The sequence below is a fragment of the Kitasatospora sp. NPDC005751 genome (assembly GCF_040630835.1).
Classification (GTDB): domain Bacteria; phylum Actinomycetota; class Actinomycetes; order Streptomycetales; family Streptomycetaceae; genus Kitasatospora.
Window position 1 is genome coordinate 37,357 of sequence record NZ_JBEXYC010000034.1, and the last position, 15,296, is coordinate 52,652.

A 15,296-nucleotide genomic window follows, 5' to 3' on the forward strand; every position below is an offset into this window, starting at 1 on the left:
ACGGCGGACGGTCACCGGCACCAGGGGCACCGGCGGCCGGACGGGCACCGGGCGCGGCCGGACGGCGGTCGCCGGGGCGGGCCATTCCGGTCGCGCTGCCCGAGGTGAACGGGTTGTTGCCCGGGCGCGGGCCGGCCGGACGCGGGCCCGGACGGGCACCACTGCCGGCGGCGGGGCCGGCCGGGCGCTGGGCCTGCGCGGCCGGGCGCTGGGCCTGGGTCTCCTCGGCCGGGGCCGGGGAGGAGAACTCGGCCGCCGGAGCAGCCGGGGCCGCGGGCGCGGCGGCGGGGCGAGCCGCCGGGCGCGGGCCCGGGGTCGGCGCGCCGGCCGGGCGCGGAGCGGCCGGGGCCGCCTGGGCGGGTGCGGCCGGGGCGGCGGGCGCCGCGGCAGCGGGGGTGGGACGGGGTCCCGGGGTCGCGGCAGGGCGCGGACCCGGGGTCGGGGCACCCGGCCTGGGTGCGGCCGCACCGGCGGCGGAACCGCCGGCGGGCTGGGGCGCCGCGGGCTTCCGCGGGCCAGGCTTGGCAGCGCCACCGGTGGGGGCGACTCCCAGCGCGTCAGTCAACTTGCGTACGACCGGCGCCTCGATGGTCGAGGACGCCGAACGGACGAACTCACCCAGCTCGGTCAGCTTGGCCATCACGGCCTTGCTCTCCAAACCAAGTTCCTTGGCGAGTTCGTAAACCCGGACCTTAGCCACTTCACTCCTGATCTATGAGTCCGGGGTGTCTCGTCCGCCGGACCGTCGCTACTTCATGGGCGTACCCATCGCGTACTCATCGCGTACTCATCGAGTGCTCATCGCAATCTCGACCTACTTCCACATCGCGAGGTACCTGACTGGTGGCACGGCGTGCGGCTGCCCGCGCACTGTGCTTGGTGCGGTGGTTCTCCGCCGCGTGGAGCGGCGGCCGTAACGGGGAGGTGCCCGCCAGAGGCCTGAGGAAGCTCAGGGCGCCGGGGTGTCGCCTGCCCGCTCCCCGATGTACTCGCGGAGCCGCTCGGTGTCGAGTGTGCCCTGGAGCCGGAAGGCCCGGGGGAACGCCCGACGGCGGACCGCGAGGTCGAGGCAGGCCGGATCGGGGTGCAGGTGCGCGCCCCGGCCCGGCAGCGCGCCACGCGGATCGGGGACGCAAACGCCCTCGACCGCCGTGACACGCAACAGCTGGTGCTTGGCCGCGCGCTTGCGGCAGCCCACGCAGGTGCGTTCCGGGCGTGCTCGGACGTGCGTCCGGCCAGACGAAGGCAAGTCTACCCCTCCGAAGGGACATGGCGCCGCCCCGCCGATCCGGGGTGGAACGGCGGGGGGCGGTGGAACGGTGGCGCCGGGGCGCGACTACTCGGCCGAGGACTCCCGGCCGCCGTCGTCGGACTGCCCCTCGGTGTCCGGGCGGATGTCGATCCGCCAGCCGGTCAGGCGGGCGGCCAGGCGGGCGTTCTGGCCCTCCTTGCCGATCGCCAGCGACAGCTGGTAGTCCGGCACGATCACCCGTGCGGAGCGCTGCTGGAGGTCCACGATCTCGACGCTCGTCACCCGTGCGGGGGACAGCGCCGCGGCGACCATCTCGCGCGGGTCCTCGGACCAGTCGACGATGTCGATCTTCTCGCCGTGCAGCTCGCCCATCACCGCGCGCACCCGGCTGCCCATCGGGCCGATGCAGGCGCCCTTGGCGTTCAGCCCGGACCGGCGCGACCACACCGCGATCTTGGTGCGGTGACCGGCCTCACGGGCGATCGCGGCGATCTCGACGCTGCCGTCGGCGATCTCCGGCACCTCCAGGGCGAAGAGCTTCTTCACCAGGCTGGGGTGGGTGCGCGAGAGCGTCACCGACGCGCCGCGCACGCCGCGGCGCACGGCCACCACGTAGCACTTGAGACGGGTGCCGTGCCGGTAGTCCTCGCCCGGGACCTGCTCCTGCGGCGGCAGGATGGCCTCCAGCTTGCCGATGTCCACCAGCACGTTCTTCGGGTCGTTGCCCTGCTGGACGACACCGGTGACGATGTCGCCCTCCTTGCCCGCGTACTCGCCGAAGGTCTGGTCGTCGGCGGCGTCGCGCAGGCGCTGCATCATCACCTGGATGCCGATGCTGGACGCGATCCGGCCGAAGCCGCTCGGGGTGTCGTCGAACTCCTTCGGCTCGACGCCCTCGTCCAGCTCGGCCGGGTCCTCGGTCGCCCAGACCGTCACGTGGCCGGACTTGCGGTCCAGCTCGACCCGCGCGCGGCGGCGCGAGCCCTCGGTGCGGTGGTACGCGGTGAGGAGGGCCGACTCGATGGACTCGACCAGCAGGTCGAAGGGGATGTTCTTCTCGTTGACCAGCGTGCGCAGGGCACTCATGTCGATGTCCACGGCTACGCCTCCTCGTCTTTCGTCACGTTCGTCATGGTGCGGTCGGTGGGCAGGTCGTCACTGCGCACCGTCGTCCCCCTCCTCGGCGCCGTCGTCCGCCGAGTCGTCGTCCACGAAGTCCTGGGCCTGGTCGAGGAGCTCGTCGTCCTTGCGGTTGAACTCCACCTGGACGCGTGCTCGGGACACCTCGGTGTACTCCAGGCGGCGCTCCTTGGGCCGGCCGCGGCCCTTCACCGGCTGCACCTCGACCAGCGCGCCGTCCTCGTCCGCCTCCAGCACCCGGGCGACGATCTCCCCGCCGTCGACCAGGTGGATCGCGGCCAGCCGGCCCTCGGCCCGGCGCCAGTGGCGGGGCTCGACCAGCGGGCGCTCCGCGCCCGGCGAGCCGACCTCCAGCACGTACGCGCCGGTGCCCATCACGTCGGAGGTGTCCAGGGCCTCGCCGACCACCCGGCTGAACTCCGCGATGGCGTCCAGATCCACGCCGCCGTCGGCGTCCACGTCGATCTGCACCTGGCGGCGACTGCCGGCCTGGGTGACCTTGACGTCCTCCAGGTCCAGGCCCGCCTGGGCGGCCAACGGCTCCAGCAACGCACGCAGCCGGTCGATGTGGGTGGTGCTCATCCGGGTGGACTCCTCGGCCGCGTCTGCTGTTGTCAGAGGGCGCACCGCGCCGTCCGGCGCCGCTCGGGCGCAGGCCGGGTCGCGGCAGCTCGGCCCAAATCCTATCCGGTGAAGTCGCCAACCACCGATTCCGGACCACGTGCGGGCGCCCGGGCGCCACCCACTGCGAGCAAGGTCACACCGGTGGGACGTGGTCCAGGGCCTGGGAATCCGGGGCCGGACCCGTGAGGATTCTGTAATCATTCACGCCAACGAGGGCACGCAGGCCGTCCTCCCGCACACGCCCCGGAGTGACCGCGATGCAGCCGCCCAGCCGACGGACCCTGCTGGCCCTCGGCCTGTTCCTCGCCACCGGCGGCGCCCTCGCCGCCTGCACCGGCTCCCCCGACGAGGGCGGCGCGGGCGGAGGCGAGCACCGGCGGCCCGACCCGGACGAGCCGGTCCGGCTGCGTGCCGTCGACGCCACCGACGCGCTGCTGGCCGGGTACGACGCCCTGCTGGCCGGGGCCGGGGCCGGGCAGGCCGGGCAGCTCCAGCCGCTGCGGGCCGAGGTGCTCCAGCACCGGGCCGCCCTGGCCGCCGGGCTCCCGGCCCCCTCCGCCTCCCCGTCCCTGTCGCAGTCCACGTCCCTGTCGCCGTCCGTCGGCGGGTCCGGGTCCCCCTCGGGATCCCCCGGGTCGTCGTCCGCCACCGCCCCGGCCCCGCCGGTGGCCACCGTCGCCGCGCTCGCCGCGCTGGAGCGGCAAACCGCGCAGACCCGGCTCGCCGACCTCGGCGCCGCCTCGCCCGGGCTGGCCCGGCTGCTCGCCTCGGTCTCCGCGGCCGGGGTGCTGCACGCCGTCGCCCTGGGCGACACCGCTCCGGCCGCCGCCCCGCTGCCCGGGCCCACCGACCCGCCCGGCGGGCCCGCCACGCCGTCCGGCACCGCCCCGGCCTCCCCGGCCTCCCCGGACGCCTCCCCCGCCGCCTCCGGCGGCACGGCGGGCACCGCCCCGGAGGCGCTCACCGCCCTCCAGGGCGCGCTGGCCGCCGAGCACGCCGCGATCTACGGCTACGGCGTGGTCGGCGCCCGGCTCCCGGAGGACCAGCAGCGCACCGAAGCGCGGACCGCCCTGGCCGCCCACCAGGCCCGGCGGGACGCCTGGCAACGGCTGCTCGGCGGCGCCGGGGCCACTCCGGGCGCGGCGGCGGCCGGCTACCAGCTGCCCTTCGCCGTCACCGACGCGGCCGGCGCCGGCCGGCTGGCCGCGCACCTCGAAAGCCGGCTCACCGCGGTCTACGCCGACCTGGTCGCCGCCGTCGCCGCCCCGCAGCGCGGCAGTGCCGCGGACGCGCTCCGCGACTGCGCGCTGCGCGCCCGCCGCTGGGGCGCCGCCCCGACCGCGTTCCCCGGCCTGCCCGACCCCGCCGGGACGCCCGCCACGACGGGCCCCGCCACCGCCGGCCCCGACCCCGCCGGCCCGGCCGCCTGACCCCCGGCACCGCCCTGACCTGCGGACGCGCCGCCACCGCTGCCACCCCGGATCGCTGACCTGCGGTTTCACCGCCATGGCCGACAATGGACGGGTAGCACCACGGGGGAAGCACAACCGGAAGGCCGGCATGTCGGGAGCACCAGGGCAGATCACCGTCCCCGCATGGCTGGCGCGCAGCGTCGGCGCGGACGAGGAGGGCCGGCACTGGCTCACGGGCCTGCCGGCCCGGGTCGGCGCCGGGCTGGCACGCTGGGACCTCACCCTGGAGCGGGTGGCCGACCCGGGCGGCAGTCTGAGCCTGATCGCCTACGTGCACCGCGACGACCTGAGCCCCGCCGTCCTCAAGACCGGGCTGGTCACCCCGGAGACCGACCGGGAGCACGCCGCCCTCGCCCAGTGGGCAGGCCGCGGCGCCGTCCTACTGCTGGCCGCCGACCCCGCCGAGGGGTCGCTGCTGCTGGAGCGGCTGCACGGCGACATCCCGCTGCGCTCGCTGGCCGAGCCGAAGGCGATGCTGGAGGCCACCAGCCTGCTCCACCGGCTCTGGGTGGAGCCGCCCGGCGACCACGGCTTCGCCACCCTCGCCGACCGGACGGCCACGACCGCCGCCGGGCTGCGCCGGCGCGGCGCGCTGCCGGGCGCCGCCGAGGCGGCCCCGCTGGTCACCGAGGCGCTGGCGGCCGCCGAGGGGCTCTGCGCCTCGGCCGACGAGGAGGTGCTGCTGCACGGCGACTTCCACCACGGCAACGTGCTCGCCGCCGACCGCGCGCCCTGGCTGGCGATCGACCCCCGGCCGCTGGTCGGCGAACGCGCCTACGACCTGGCCCGGCTGGCCCTGGAGCGGGCGGACACCCTGGTCGGCTCCCCGGGCGTCCCCGCCGCCGTCCGCCGCCGGTTGCACCAGCTCGCGGACGCCCTGGACGTGGACCGGGACCGGCTGCGCGGCTGGACGCTGTTCCGGGCGGCCGACCTCGGCCTGCGCGCCCTGGCCGCGGGCCGCCGGGAGGACGCCGAGCTCTACCTGGAGTTCGCCGGCGCGCTCTGAGCCGGTCCGGTCCCCCGCAGCGGCAGCTCCGCGCCCATCACCGCGTACAGGCGCTCGGTGTTGGGGAAGTGCACCGCCCGCGCGAGGTCCCGGTAGCCGAGCGAGCGGTAGAGCCGGCGGGCGGGCGTCTCGGCGTCGATCGCGGAGAGGATGGTGCGCGACAGCCCGGAGCGCGCGCAGAGGGTCCTGATCAGGGTGGAGCCGATGCCCTGCCCCTGGAACTCGGGCAGCACGTGCAGTTCGGTGATAGCGAAGACCTCGTCCAGCCACACGCCGTGGCCGCCGGCCTCCAGATAGGGCTGGATCACGGTGCTCCACCAGTGCTCCCGGCGGTTCGGCATGCCGTAGCCGAAGCCGACCAGCCGGCCGCCGCTGAGCGCGCCCAGCGCGATCACCCCGGGCTGCTGGGCGTGCCGCCCGACGATGTGCAGCCGGACCAGGACCTCCTCGGGGGTCAGCCCGAACGCCACCGCCTGGACGTCGAGCGCCCGCGGAGCCCATGCCGCAAGGTCGATGGCCTCGATCGTCACCCCGGTCAGCTGATCCATGCCCCGGACGTTACTACCCGTCCGGCCCCCCACGCGGGCGGAGGCGGCAAGGAGCTCAGAACAGCACGCTCATGAACGCCCCGACCTCGCGGAAGCCGACCCGGCGGTAGGCGGCGCGGGCCCGCAGGTTGTAGTCGTTCACGTAGAGCGAGACCACCGGGGCGACCTCGCGCAGGGCGATGTCCAGGACGGCGGCCATGCCGGTCTCGGAGAGGCCGCGGCCGCGGTGGGCCGGGTCGACCCAGACGCCCTGGATCTGGCAGGCGCCCTCGGTGACGGCCCCCACCTCGGCCTTGAAGACGACCTGGCCGTCCTCCGTGAAGCGCGCGAACGAACGCCCGGTGGAGATCAGTTCGGCGACCCGGGCCTGGTAGAGCAGCCCGCCGTCACCGGCCAGCGGGGAGACCCCGACCTCCTCGGTGAACATCGCCACGCAGGCCGGCATCAGCGTCTCGATCTCGCTCCGCCGCACCCGCCGTACCAGCGGGTCGGGCGCGATCTCGGCGGACGGCACGGCCGTGGCGAGCAGCGGCTGGTGGGCGCGGACCTCGCGGGCCGGTCCCCAGCTGCGTTCCAGCAGGGCCCAGAGGGCGGCGGTGGCCTCGGCCGGGCCGACGATCGAGGAGCAGCGGCGACCCTGGCGGCGGGCCCGTTCGGCGAAGGCCTGCACGGCCTGCGGGCCGGCGTCCACGAGGACCAGGTTCGCGCCGGCGTAGCAGAGCGCGTCCAGCTCACCGCGCTCGTCGTACCAGCCCCACATCTCACCGCCGAGGCGCCAGGGGTCCAGCCCGACGGCCTCCACCCTGGTCGCGACGAAGGCGTTGGCGACCGGATCGCGCCGGAGCACCGCCAGGGTGTCCGCGAGGTCGGAGGCCTCCAGGACGCGCGTGGTCGCCAGGGCGCGGACGGCCTGGAACGAGCTGGGGAGCATCACACCTCGATCGAGCATCGAGACAGCACCTCACTGAGACGACTCTGGCCGCACCCTACTCCGTGGCCCCACCCGGCTACGGCCGCGGGGCCGTCCGCGCACGGACGGCCCCGCTTCCGGAAACTACTGCCCGCCGGTCACTCCGCGGCGGTCACGGTCGGCGCACCGGACTCAACGCCCTCGGCCTGCATCTGCTCGGCCAGCTTGAGGGCCTCCTCGATCAGGGTCTCCACGATCTTGGACTCGGGGACGGTCTTGATGACCTCGCCCTTGACGAAGATCTGGCCCTTGCCGTTGCCGGAGGCGACCCCGAGGTCGGCCTCGCGGGCCTCGCCCGGACCGTTGACGACGCAGCCCATGACCGCGACGCGCAGCGGCACCTCCATGCCCTCCAGGCCGGCGGTGACCTCCTCGGCGAGCTTGTAGACGTCGACCTGGGCGCGGCCGCAGGACGGGCAGGAGACGATCTCCAGACCGCGCTGGCGAAGGCCGAGCGACTCCAGGATCTGGTTGCCGACCTTGATCTCCTCGGCCGGCGGGGCCGACAGCGAGACCCGGATGGTGTCGCCGATGCCCTCGGCGAGCAGCGCGCCGAAGGCGACCGCGGACTTGATGGTGCCCTGGAAGGCGGGACCGGCCTCGGTGACCCCGAGGTGCAGCGGGTAGTCGCAGGCCGCGGCGAGCTGGCGGTAGGCGTTGATCATCACGACCGGGTCGTTGTGCTTGACCGAGATCTTGATGTCGCGGAAGTCGTGCTCCTCGAAGAGCGAGCACTCCCAGAGCGCGGACTCGACCAGCGCCTCGGGGGTGGCCCGGCCGTACTTCTCCAGCAGGCGCTTGTCCAGCGAGCCGGCGTTGACGCCGATCCGGATCGGGACGCCGGCGCCCTTGGCGGCCTTGGCGATCTCGCCGACCTTGTCGTCGAAGGCCTTGATGTTGCCCGGGTTGACGCGGACCGCGGCGCAGCCGGCGTCGATCGCGGCGAACACGTACTTCGGCTGGAAGTGGATGTCCGCGATGACCGGGATGCCCGACTTCTTCGCGATGATCGGCAGGGCGTCGGCGTCGTCCTGGGACGGTACGGCGACCCGCACGATCTGGCAGCCCGAGGCCGTCAGCTCGGCGATCTGCTGCAGCGTGGCGTTGATGTCGGAGGTCACCGTGGTGGTCATCGACTGCACCGAGACGGGGGCGTCGCCGCCGACCGGCACGTTGCCGACCATGATCTGCCGGGAGACTCGGCGCTTGGCGAGCGGCTTGAGCGGCAGGGACGGAATACCGAGCGAGATCGCGGTCATGTGCGCAGGGTTCCCCGGGGTTGAGGTGTGGTCGGTCCGGCCGTTCGACGGCCTGGGCCGGGCGCGCCGATGAAACGCGCACCCGGCCCCCAACGGTACGGCACGGCGGTGGCCCCGGGCACACCAGCCGTACCGGGCGACTAGCTGATCTTGACCGGGTTGACCAGGTCGGCGACCAGGACGAGCAGGGTGAACCCGATGAAGACGCTGGCCACGACGTAGGCCAGCGGCATGAGCCGGGCGACGTCGAACGGACCGGGGTCGGGCCGCTTGAACAGGCTTGCGAATCGGCGGCGCACCGACTCCCACAGGGCGCCGGCGATGTGGCCGCCGTCCAGCGGGAGCAGCGGCAGCATGTTGAACAGGAAGAGCGACAGGTTGATGCCGGCCAGCAGGTTCACGAAGTACGCGATCCGCTGGGTGCCCGGGATGTCGAGCGAGAAGACCTCGCCGCTGACCCGGGCGGCGCCGACCATGCCGATCGGCGAGTCGACATCGCGCGGGGCGCCGTCCACCACCGAGTTCCACAGCCCCGGGATCTTGCCCGGCAGGGCCACCAGCGACTTCACACCGCTCTCGGCCATGTCGTACATCCGGTCGAGGGATTGCCCGACGCCGAGCCGGACGACACCGCTGGTCGGGGTGAAGCCGAGGAAGCCCGCCTGCACCGTCTCGCCCTTGACCGGCATGCCGTTGCCGTCGTACTTCTGGACGTCGTTGACGGCGATGGTCGGGGTGAGGGTGAGCTGCTGCCCCTCGCGCTCGACCACCACCGGCACGGTCTTCCCGGCCGAACGGCGGATGTCCGCCTGGAGCTGGTCGTAGTCGCCGATCCGGTCGCCGTCGAAGGAGACCACCTTGTCGCCCGGCCGCAGCCCGGCCTGGGCGGCGGGGGTCTTCGGCGCGTCGGCCGGGCAGCTGTCGGTCGGCTGGCCGGCCTTGACCACGCACTGCGCGACGGTGCCGATGGTCGGCACCGTCATCGAGACGCCGAAGCCCATCATCACGGTCAGGAAGAGCCCGAAGGCCAGGACCAGGTTCATGAACGGCCCGGCGAACATGACGATGACGCGCTTCCACGGCTTGCGGGTGTAGAAGAGCCGGCTGTCGTCACCGTCCTGGAGCTCCTCGTAGGAGGCCTCCCGGGCGTCCTCGATCATGGTCCGCCAGGGCGAACTGCTGCGCTTGGTGATCCGCCCGTCCGCACCGGGCGGAAACATCCCGATCATCCGGATGTACCCGCCCAGCGGGATCGCCTTGACGCCGTACTCGGTCTCGCCCTTCTTCCGGGACCAGACCGTCGGACCGAACCCGACCATGTACTGCGGCACCCTGATGCCGAACAGCTTGGCCGTGGAGAGGTGGCCGAGCTCGTGCCAGGCGATCGAGATCAGCAACCCGATCGCGAAGACCAGGATGCCGACCACCGTCAAAACCGTTGCCACCGCAGGCCCTCCGTCATTGCGCTCCGCTCGTCGTCCGGTCGTCCGCCGGAGCCGTCAGCCCGACGCCAGCTCGCGGGCCCGGGCGCGGGCCCAGTCCTCCGCGTGCAGGACGTCCTCGACGGTCAGAGAAGTTCCCGCCGCGGCCCGCCCGCTGTCGTACTGTCCGTGCTCGGCCACGACCTTGGCAACAGTGTCCACGATTCCCGTGAAGGCGAGGCGGCCCTTCAGGAAGGCCTCCACGCACTCCTCGTTCGCCGCGTTGAACACCGCCGGCGCCGTCCCGCCGAGCGATCCCACCTCGCGGGCCAGCCGGACCGCCGGGAAGGCCTCGTCGTCGAGCGGGAAGAACTCCCAGGTGGCGGCCTTCGTCCAGTCGCAGGCGGGCGCCGCGTCCGGGATCCGGTCCGGCCAGCCCATCCCCAGCGCGATCGGCATCCGCATGTCCGGCGGGCTGGCCTGCGCCAGCGTGGAGCCGTCCGTGAACTCCACCATCGAGTGGACCACCGACTGCGGATGGACCACGACCTCGATCCGGTCGAAGGGCACGTCGTACAGCAGGTGCGCCTCGATCACCTCCAGGCCCTTGTTGACCAGAGTGGCCGAGTTGATCGTCACCACCGGCCCCATCGCCCAGGTCGGGTGCGCCAGCGCCTCCTGCGGCGTCACCCCCGCCAGCTGCTCGCGGGTCCGGCTGCGGAACGGGCCGCCGCTCGCCGTGACCACCAGCTTGCGCACCTCGGCGCGGGTGCCGCCGGCCAGCGCCTGGAACAGCGCGGCGTGCTCGGAGTCCACCGGCACGATCTGCCCGGGCTTCGCCACCGCCTTCACCAGCGGACCGCCGACGATCAGCGACTCCTTGTTCGCCAGCACCAGCACCCGGCCCGCCCGCAGCGCCGCCAGCGTCGGGCGCAGGCCGATCGACCCGGTGATGCCGTTCAGCACCGAGTGGCACTCCATCGCGGCCAGCTCGGTGGCCGCGTCCGGGCCCGCCAGCACGGCGGGCAGCGGACGCCCCGCCGCCTTCGCGGCCAGCGCCTCGCGCAGCGCGGGCTCGGCCGCCGGGTCGGCGACCGCCACGGTGTGCACGCCCAGCTCCAGGGCCTGCTCGGCCAGCAGCTCCACCCGCCCGCCGGCCGCCGACAGGGCGACCACACGGAACCGGTCCGGGTTGCGGCGCACCACGTCGATGGCCTGGGTGCCGATCGAACCGGTCGAGCCGAGGATCACCAGCTCCCGGGGAGCGGAGGGGTCCTTCACCACGGGGGTGAAGCGCAGCTGCGGGTGGGCGAGCGAAGTCATGCGCCCATTGTGTCCTGCCGGCCGGACTCCACAGGACGCCGGGACGCGTCCCCGCTACCGTCGGAGCCATGCGTACCGTCATCGCCGGAGGCCACGGACAGATCGCGCTCAAGCTCGAACGGCTGCTCGCCGAGCGCGGCGACCGCCCCGCCGGCCTCATCCGCCGCCCCGAACAGGCCGGGGACCTGGCCGCCGCCGGAGCCGAGCCGCTGCTGCTCGACCTGGAGAGCGCCACCGCCCCCGAACTCGCCCGGCTGCTGGCGGGCGCCGACGCCGTGGTCTTCGCCGCCGGCGCCGGCCCCGGCAGCGGCGCCGAGCGCAAGAACACCGTCGACCGCGACGCGGCCGTCCTGCTCGCCGACGCCGCCGAACTCGCCGGGGTCCGGCGCTACCTGATCATCTCCTCGATGGGCGCCGACGCCCAGGCGCACTACCCGGCCGACCCGGTCTTCGAGACCTACCTGCGGGCCAAGGGCGCCGCCGACGACGCCGTGCGCGCCCGTACCGCGCTCGACTGGACGGTGCTGCGCCCCGGCCGGCTCACCGACGGCGCGGGCACCGGCCTGGTCCGGCTCGCCCCCTCGGTCGAACGCGGCGCGGTGGACCGCGCCGACGTGGCGGCGGTGCTGGCCGAGCTGCTGCACGAGGCGGGCACCGCCGGGCAGACGCTGGAGCTGGTCGCCGGCAACGCCTCCGTGGCGGAGGCCGTCGCGGCCGCGGCCGGCCGGGTCTGAACCTCGCCCGGACACGCCGAGGGGCCCGGCACCACCGCGGCGCGGCGGTACCGGGCCCCTCGGGCCGTTCGGGCCCCTCGGCGTGCCGGGAGCCCTTCGGGATCGTTCGGGATCGTTCGGGATCGTTCGAGATCGTTCGGGATCAGAGGTCGAGGCCGGTGAGGACCAGGACCTTCTCCACGGTGTAGTCGTCCATCGCGTACTTGACGCCCTCGCGGCCGACGCCGGAGTCCTTGACCCCGCCGTACGGCATCTGGTCGGCGCGGTAGGACGGCGCGTCGCCGATGATCACACCGCCGACCTCCAGCTCCCGATGGGCGCGGAAGGCGGTCTGCAGGTCACGGGTGAAGACACCGACCTGCAGGCCGAAGGCGGAGTCGTTGACGGCGGCGAAGGCCTCGTCGGTGCCGTCCACCCGGTGCAGCGACAGCACCGGGCCGAACACCTCGGCCTTGGCCAGGATCGCGTCGGCGGGCAGCTCGGCGAGCACGGTCGGGGCGAAGGTCGCGCCCTCACGGGTACCGCCGGTGAGCACCTTGGCGCCCTTGGCCACGGCATCGTCCACCCAGGACTCCACCCGCTTCGCGGCGTTCTCGTCGACCAGCGGGCCGACGTCGGTGGCGTCGTCGTTGGGGTCGCCGGTGACCTGCGCCTCGACCTTGGCCACCACCTTCTCCACCAGCGCGTCGTACACCGACGCGTCGGCGATCACCCGCTGCACCGAGATGCAGGACTGGCCGCCCTGGTAGTTGGCGAACATCGCGATCCGGGTGGCGGCCCAGTCGAGGTCGGCCTCGGAGGACCAGTCGGCGAGCACCACGGCCGCGGCGTTGCCGCCGAGCTCCAGGGTGGTGTGCTTGCGCGGCACCGAGTCCATGATCTGGTAGCCGACCTTGTCCGAACCGGTGAAGGAGATCACCGGCAGACGCGGGTCCTGCACCAGCGCGGGCATCCGGTCGTTCGGCACCGGCAGGACGCTCCAGGAGCCGGCCGGCAGGTCCGTCTCGGCCAGGATCTCGCCCAGCACCATCGCGGAGAGCGGGGTGGCCGGAGCCGGCTTGAGGATGATCGGGGCGCCGACCGCGATCGCCGGGGCGACCTTGTGGGCGACCAGGTTCAGCGGGAAGTTGAACGGGGCGATGCCCAGCACCACGCCGCGCGGGAACCGGCGCACCACCGCGAAACGGCCCACGCCGCCCGGGTCGGTGTCCAGCCGCATGGTCTCGCCGTTGGTCCGGCGGGACTCCTCGGCGGCCCAGCGGAAGACGGAGACGGCACGGCCGACCTCGCCGCGCGCCCACTTGATCGGCTTGCCGTTCTCGGCGGTGATCAGCTGGGCGATCTCCTCGGTGCGCTCGGCCAGGCGCTTGGCCACGTGGTCCAGCGCGGCGGCACGGACGTGCGCGGGGGTCGCGGCGAACACCGGCAGCGCGGCCACGGCGGCGTCCAGCGCCTCCTCGACCTGGGCCTCGGTGGGGACGCTGACCTTGCCGACCAGGCGGCCGTCCCAGCTGTTGTGCACCTCGAAGTCGGCGTCGCCGCTCGCCCGGCGGCCGGCCAGCCAGAAATCGTACGTGGTGGTCACCGTGGTACCGGCCCTCTCCTCGTCGTCCTCACGGCCCCACGGACGTGGAACCAGAACCGAGGGTAGGGGCGGCGGCGCGCCGACCGGGTTGGCCACGGAGTAGCGTTCGCCCTCGCGCTCACTCCATCCCGTCCAGCGGACGGGCCGGGTTCCGGTGCTCCGCCGCCCGGGTGGGCGGAGCAGTGGCGGAGCAGCCGCCCGGCGGGCGTCGCCCGCTACTCGGCTGCTCCGCCACTGCTGCGCTGCTCGGCTACTACTCCGCTGCTCCGCTGCTCCTCGCCTACTCTTCGCCGGAGCGAAGGGCCAGCCAGAGTTCCATCCGGACGTCGGTGTCGTCCAGCGAGCGGCCCAGCAACTCCTCGACCCGCCGCATCCGGTAGCGCAGCGTGTGCCGGTGCACGCCCAGGTCGGCGGCGGCCGCGTCCCACTGGCCGTGTCTGGAGAGCCAGGCGCGCAGCGACGCCACCAGGTCGCCGCGGGCGGTCCGGTCGTGGTCCCGCAGCGGGCGCAGCAGCCCCTCCGCGAACGCCGTCACCGCGTCCTCGCCCAGCAGCGGCAGCAGCGAGCCGGCGCCCACCTCCTCGTGGTCCACCGCACGGCGGCCGCCGCGCAGCGCCACCGCGAGCGCCCGCTCGGCCTGCGCGTTCGCGGTGCCCGCCTCCTCCAGCGCGGCCGGCGCCGAGACCCCCAGCGACAGGCCCTCGTGCTCCTCCACCGCCCCCAGGCAGGCCCGGTGCACGGCACCGTTGTCCAGCGCCAGCACCATCAGCCGGGGCCCGTGCGTGCCGCCCTCCTCGCGCGCCACCAGCAGCTTCTCCCCCACCCGGGCGCCGGCCTGCTCGGCCCGGTCGCCCAGCTCGCCGAGCGCCTCCGTGGCGTCCACGCCCTGGCCGGCACCGGCCACCATGACCCGGACCGTCCCCTCCGGCAGACCGCCGAAGAGCCCGGCCGCCACCTGCCGGGCGGTCGCCACCTCGCCCGCCAGCACCATCCGCAGCAGCGCCGCGCCCATCCGCTCCTCCGCCTGGCGCAGCTCGCGCGAGCGCTCCAGGGTGAGGGTCAGCAGCGCCACCGCCGCGTTCAGCACGTACCGCTCGGTCGGGGTGATCCGGTCCTCGGTGCCGACCGCGAGGAAGCCCCGGGCCCGGCGGTCCGCCCCCAGCGACTGGACCACCACGTAGTCCTCGTCCGCGGTGTCTATCCCCGGCGAACGCCCCTGCAGCGCGGCGCTCGACGGCGCCGGGCGCCGGCGCAGCCGGTCCACCTCGGCCGCCAGCCGGCCGGCCCGGCGGGCCGCCCAGTCCGGGGCCACCACCGAGAGCGCGCCCGAGCCGTCGTACAGCGCCGCCCAGCCGCCCAGCCGCGCCGCCAGCCGGCGCACCACGGCCGTGGTGCCGTCCTTGCCGAGCGCCGCCCGGGTGAGCTCCTCCTGCGCCTCGAAGCTGGTGGTGACCGCCTCGTACTGCTCGGCGGCCAGGGCCGCCGAGACGACCTTGCTGATCGCGATGAACGGCGTCGGCTCCGGCACCCGCAGCAGCGGCAGCCCGCGCTGGGCGGCTGCGTCCACCAGGGGCTGCGGCACCTCGGTGTGCGACAGGCCGACACCGAGGCCCAGCCCCACCACGCCCGCGTCGGCCAGCCGGTGCACGTACGCCTGCAACCCGGCCGCGGTGCGGCCCAGCTTGATCCCGGTGGTGAGCAGCAGCTCACCACCTTCGAGGAAGGGCGTCGGGTCGTCCAGCTCACTGGTGTGCACCCAGCGGACCGGCCGCTCCAGGTGGTCCGCACCGGCGAGGACCGTCAGATGGAGCGAGGTGTTGCGGACGACGGAGGCGAGTGTGGGAGGCATGGCACCTTCGGGGGACGACCTGACCGCGCCGTTGCGGCCGGGCGAGGAGAGGGCTGGGGAGTCTGGTGGGGGTCTCTCCCCTCATTATGGACGCTCCGGACAACCGGCACTGC

The 15,296-nt window shown here is 74.4% G+C and carries 13 protein-coding genes and 1 pseudogene; 3 read left to right on the forward strand and 11 right to left on the reverse strand.

Going from position 1 to position 15,296, the window contains the following annotated elements; genetic code table 11:
* The 4 genes from ABZ497_RS25350 to rimP all read right to left on the reverse strand — a co-directional run.
* Positions 1–700, reverse strand: a 700-nt coding sequence (locus ABZ497_RS25350) for a translation initiation factor IF-2 N-terminal domain-containing protein (RefSeq protein ID WP_359808472.1), incomplete at its 3' end; no start/stop codon positions are given.
* A gap of 249 nt (positions 701–949) precedes the next feature.
* Positions 950–1,198, reverse strand: a complete 249-nt coding sequence (locus tag ABZ497_RS25355) for a YlxR family protein (RefSeq protein ID WP_329487714.1) — start codon at positions 1,196–1,198, stop codon at positions 950–952.
* Positions 1,199–1,336: 138 nt separating this feature from the next.
* Entirely contained in the window at positions 1,337–2,350 is a 1,014-nt protein-coding gene (gene nusA / locus ABZ497_RS25360) for a transcription termination factor NusA (protein ID WP_329487715.1), read from the reverse strand.
* 57 nt (positions 2,351–2,407) lie between these two features.
* Positions 2,408–2,974: a ribosome maturation factor RimP gene (gene rimP, locus ABZ497_RS25365; protein WP_329487716.1), complete on the reverse strand. Its 567-nt coding sequence runs from the start codon at positions 2,972–2,974 to the stop codon at positions 2,408–2,410.
* Positions 2,975–3,972: 998 nt separating this feature from the next.
* Between rimP and ABZ497_RS25370 the strand changes: the two are divergent.
* Together ABZ497_RS25370 and ABZ497_RS25375 are read left to right on the forward strand one after the other, a co-directional pair.
* Positions 3,973–4,446 (forward strand): annotated as a pseudogene (locus ABZ497_RS25370) (ferritin-like domain-containing protein); the annotation flags it as partial.
* A gap of 130 nt (positions 4,447–4,576) precedes the next feature.
* Positions 4,577–5,494: an aminoglycoside phosphotransferase family protein gene (locus ABZ497_RS25375; protein WP_359808474.1), complete on the forward strand. Its 918-nt coding sequence runs from the start codon at positions 4,577–4,579 to the stop codon at positions 5,492–5,494.
* On the opposite strand, the gene ABZ497_RS25380 is transcribed toward ABZ497_RS25375, so the two are convergent.
* From ABZ497_RS25380 to dxr, 5 genes are all read right to left on the reverse strand, one after another.
* Positions 5,467–6,042: a GNAT family N-acetyltransferase gene (locus ABZ497_RS25380; protein ID WP_359808475.1), complete on the reverse strand. Its 576-nt coding sequence runs from the start codon at positions 6,040–6,042 to the stop codon at positions 5,467–5,469. The genes ABZ497_RS25375 and ABZ497_RS25380 overlap by 28 nt on opposite strands.
* A 55-nt stretch (positions 6,043–6,097) precedes the next feature.
* On the reverse strand, positions 6,098–6,973 hold the full coding sequence (locus ABZ497_RS25385; RefSeq protein WP_329492101.1) for a GNAT family N-acetyltransferase: 876 nt from the start codon (positions 6,971–6,973) through the stop codon (positions 6,098–6,100).
* A gap of 137 nt (positions 6,974–7,110) precedes the next feature.
* The gene (gene ispG, locus ABZ497_RS25390) at positions 7,111–8,271 is read right to left on the reverse strand and encodes a flavodoxin-dependent (E)-4-hydroxy-3-methylbut-2-enyl-diphosphate synthase (RefSeq protein ID WP_329487719.1); all 1,161 of its coding nucleotides are present in this window, start codon (positions 8,269–8,271) and stop codon (positions 7,111–7,113) included.
* Positions 8,272–8,411: 140 nt separating this feature from the next.
* A complete protein-coding gene (locus tag ABZ497_RS25395; RefSeq protein ID WP_359808476.1) occupies positions 8,412–9,716 on the reverse strand; it encodes a M50 family metallopeptidase in 1,305 nt (434 codons plus the stop codon).
* 54 nt (positions 9,717–9,770) lie between these two features.
* Positions 9,771–11,015 carry a 1-deoxy-D-xylulose-5-phosphate reductoisomerase gene (gene dxr, locus ABZ497_RS25400; protein WP_359808478.1) on the reverse strand — a complete coding sequence of 415 codons (1,245 nt, stop codon included), beginning with the start codon at positions 11,013–11,015 and terminating at the stop codon, positions 9,771–9,773.
* Positions 11,016–11,083: 68 nt separating this feature from the next.
* On the opposite strand from dxr, the gene ABZ497_RS25405 reads away from it, so the two are divergent.
* Positions 11,084–11,749, forward strand: coding sequence for an NAD(P)H-binding protein (locus ABZ497_RS25405; RefSeq protein WP_359808479.1), 666 nt, complete (start codon positions 11,084–11,086; stop codon positions 11,747–11,749).
* 142 nt (positions 11,750–11,891) lie between these two features.
* On the opposite strand, the gene ABZ497_RS25410 is transcribed toward ABZ497_RS25405, so the two are convergent.
* Both ABZ497_RS25410 and ABZ497_RS25415 read right to left on the reverse strand, forming a co-directional pair.
* Positions 11,892–13,334 carry an aldehyde dehydrogenase family protein gene (locus ABZ497_RS25410; RefSeq protein WP_352288023.1) on the reverse strand — a complete coding sequence of 481 codons (1,443 nt, stop codon included), beginning with the start codon at positions 13,332–13,334 and terminating at the stop codon, positions 11,892–11,894.
* 280 nt (positions 13,335–13,614) lie between these two features.
* On the reverse strand, positions 13,615–15,183 hold the full coding sequence (locus ABZ497_RS25415; protein ID WP_329487724.1) for a PucR family transcriptional regulator: 1,569 nt from the start codon (positions 15,181–15,183) through the stop codon (positions 13,615–13,617).
* Positions 15,184–15,296: the final 113 nt, after the last annotated feature.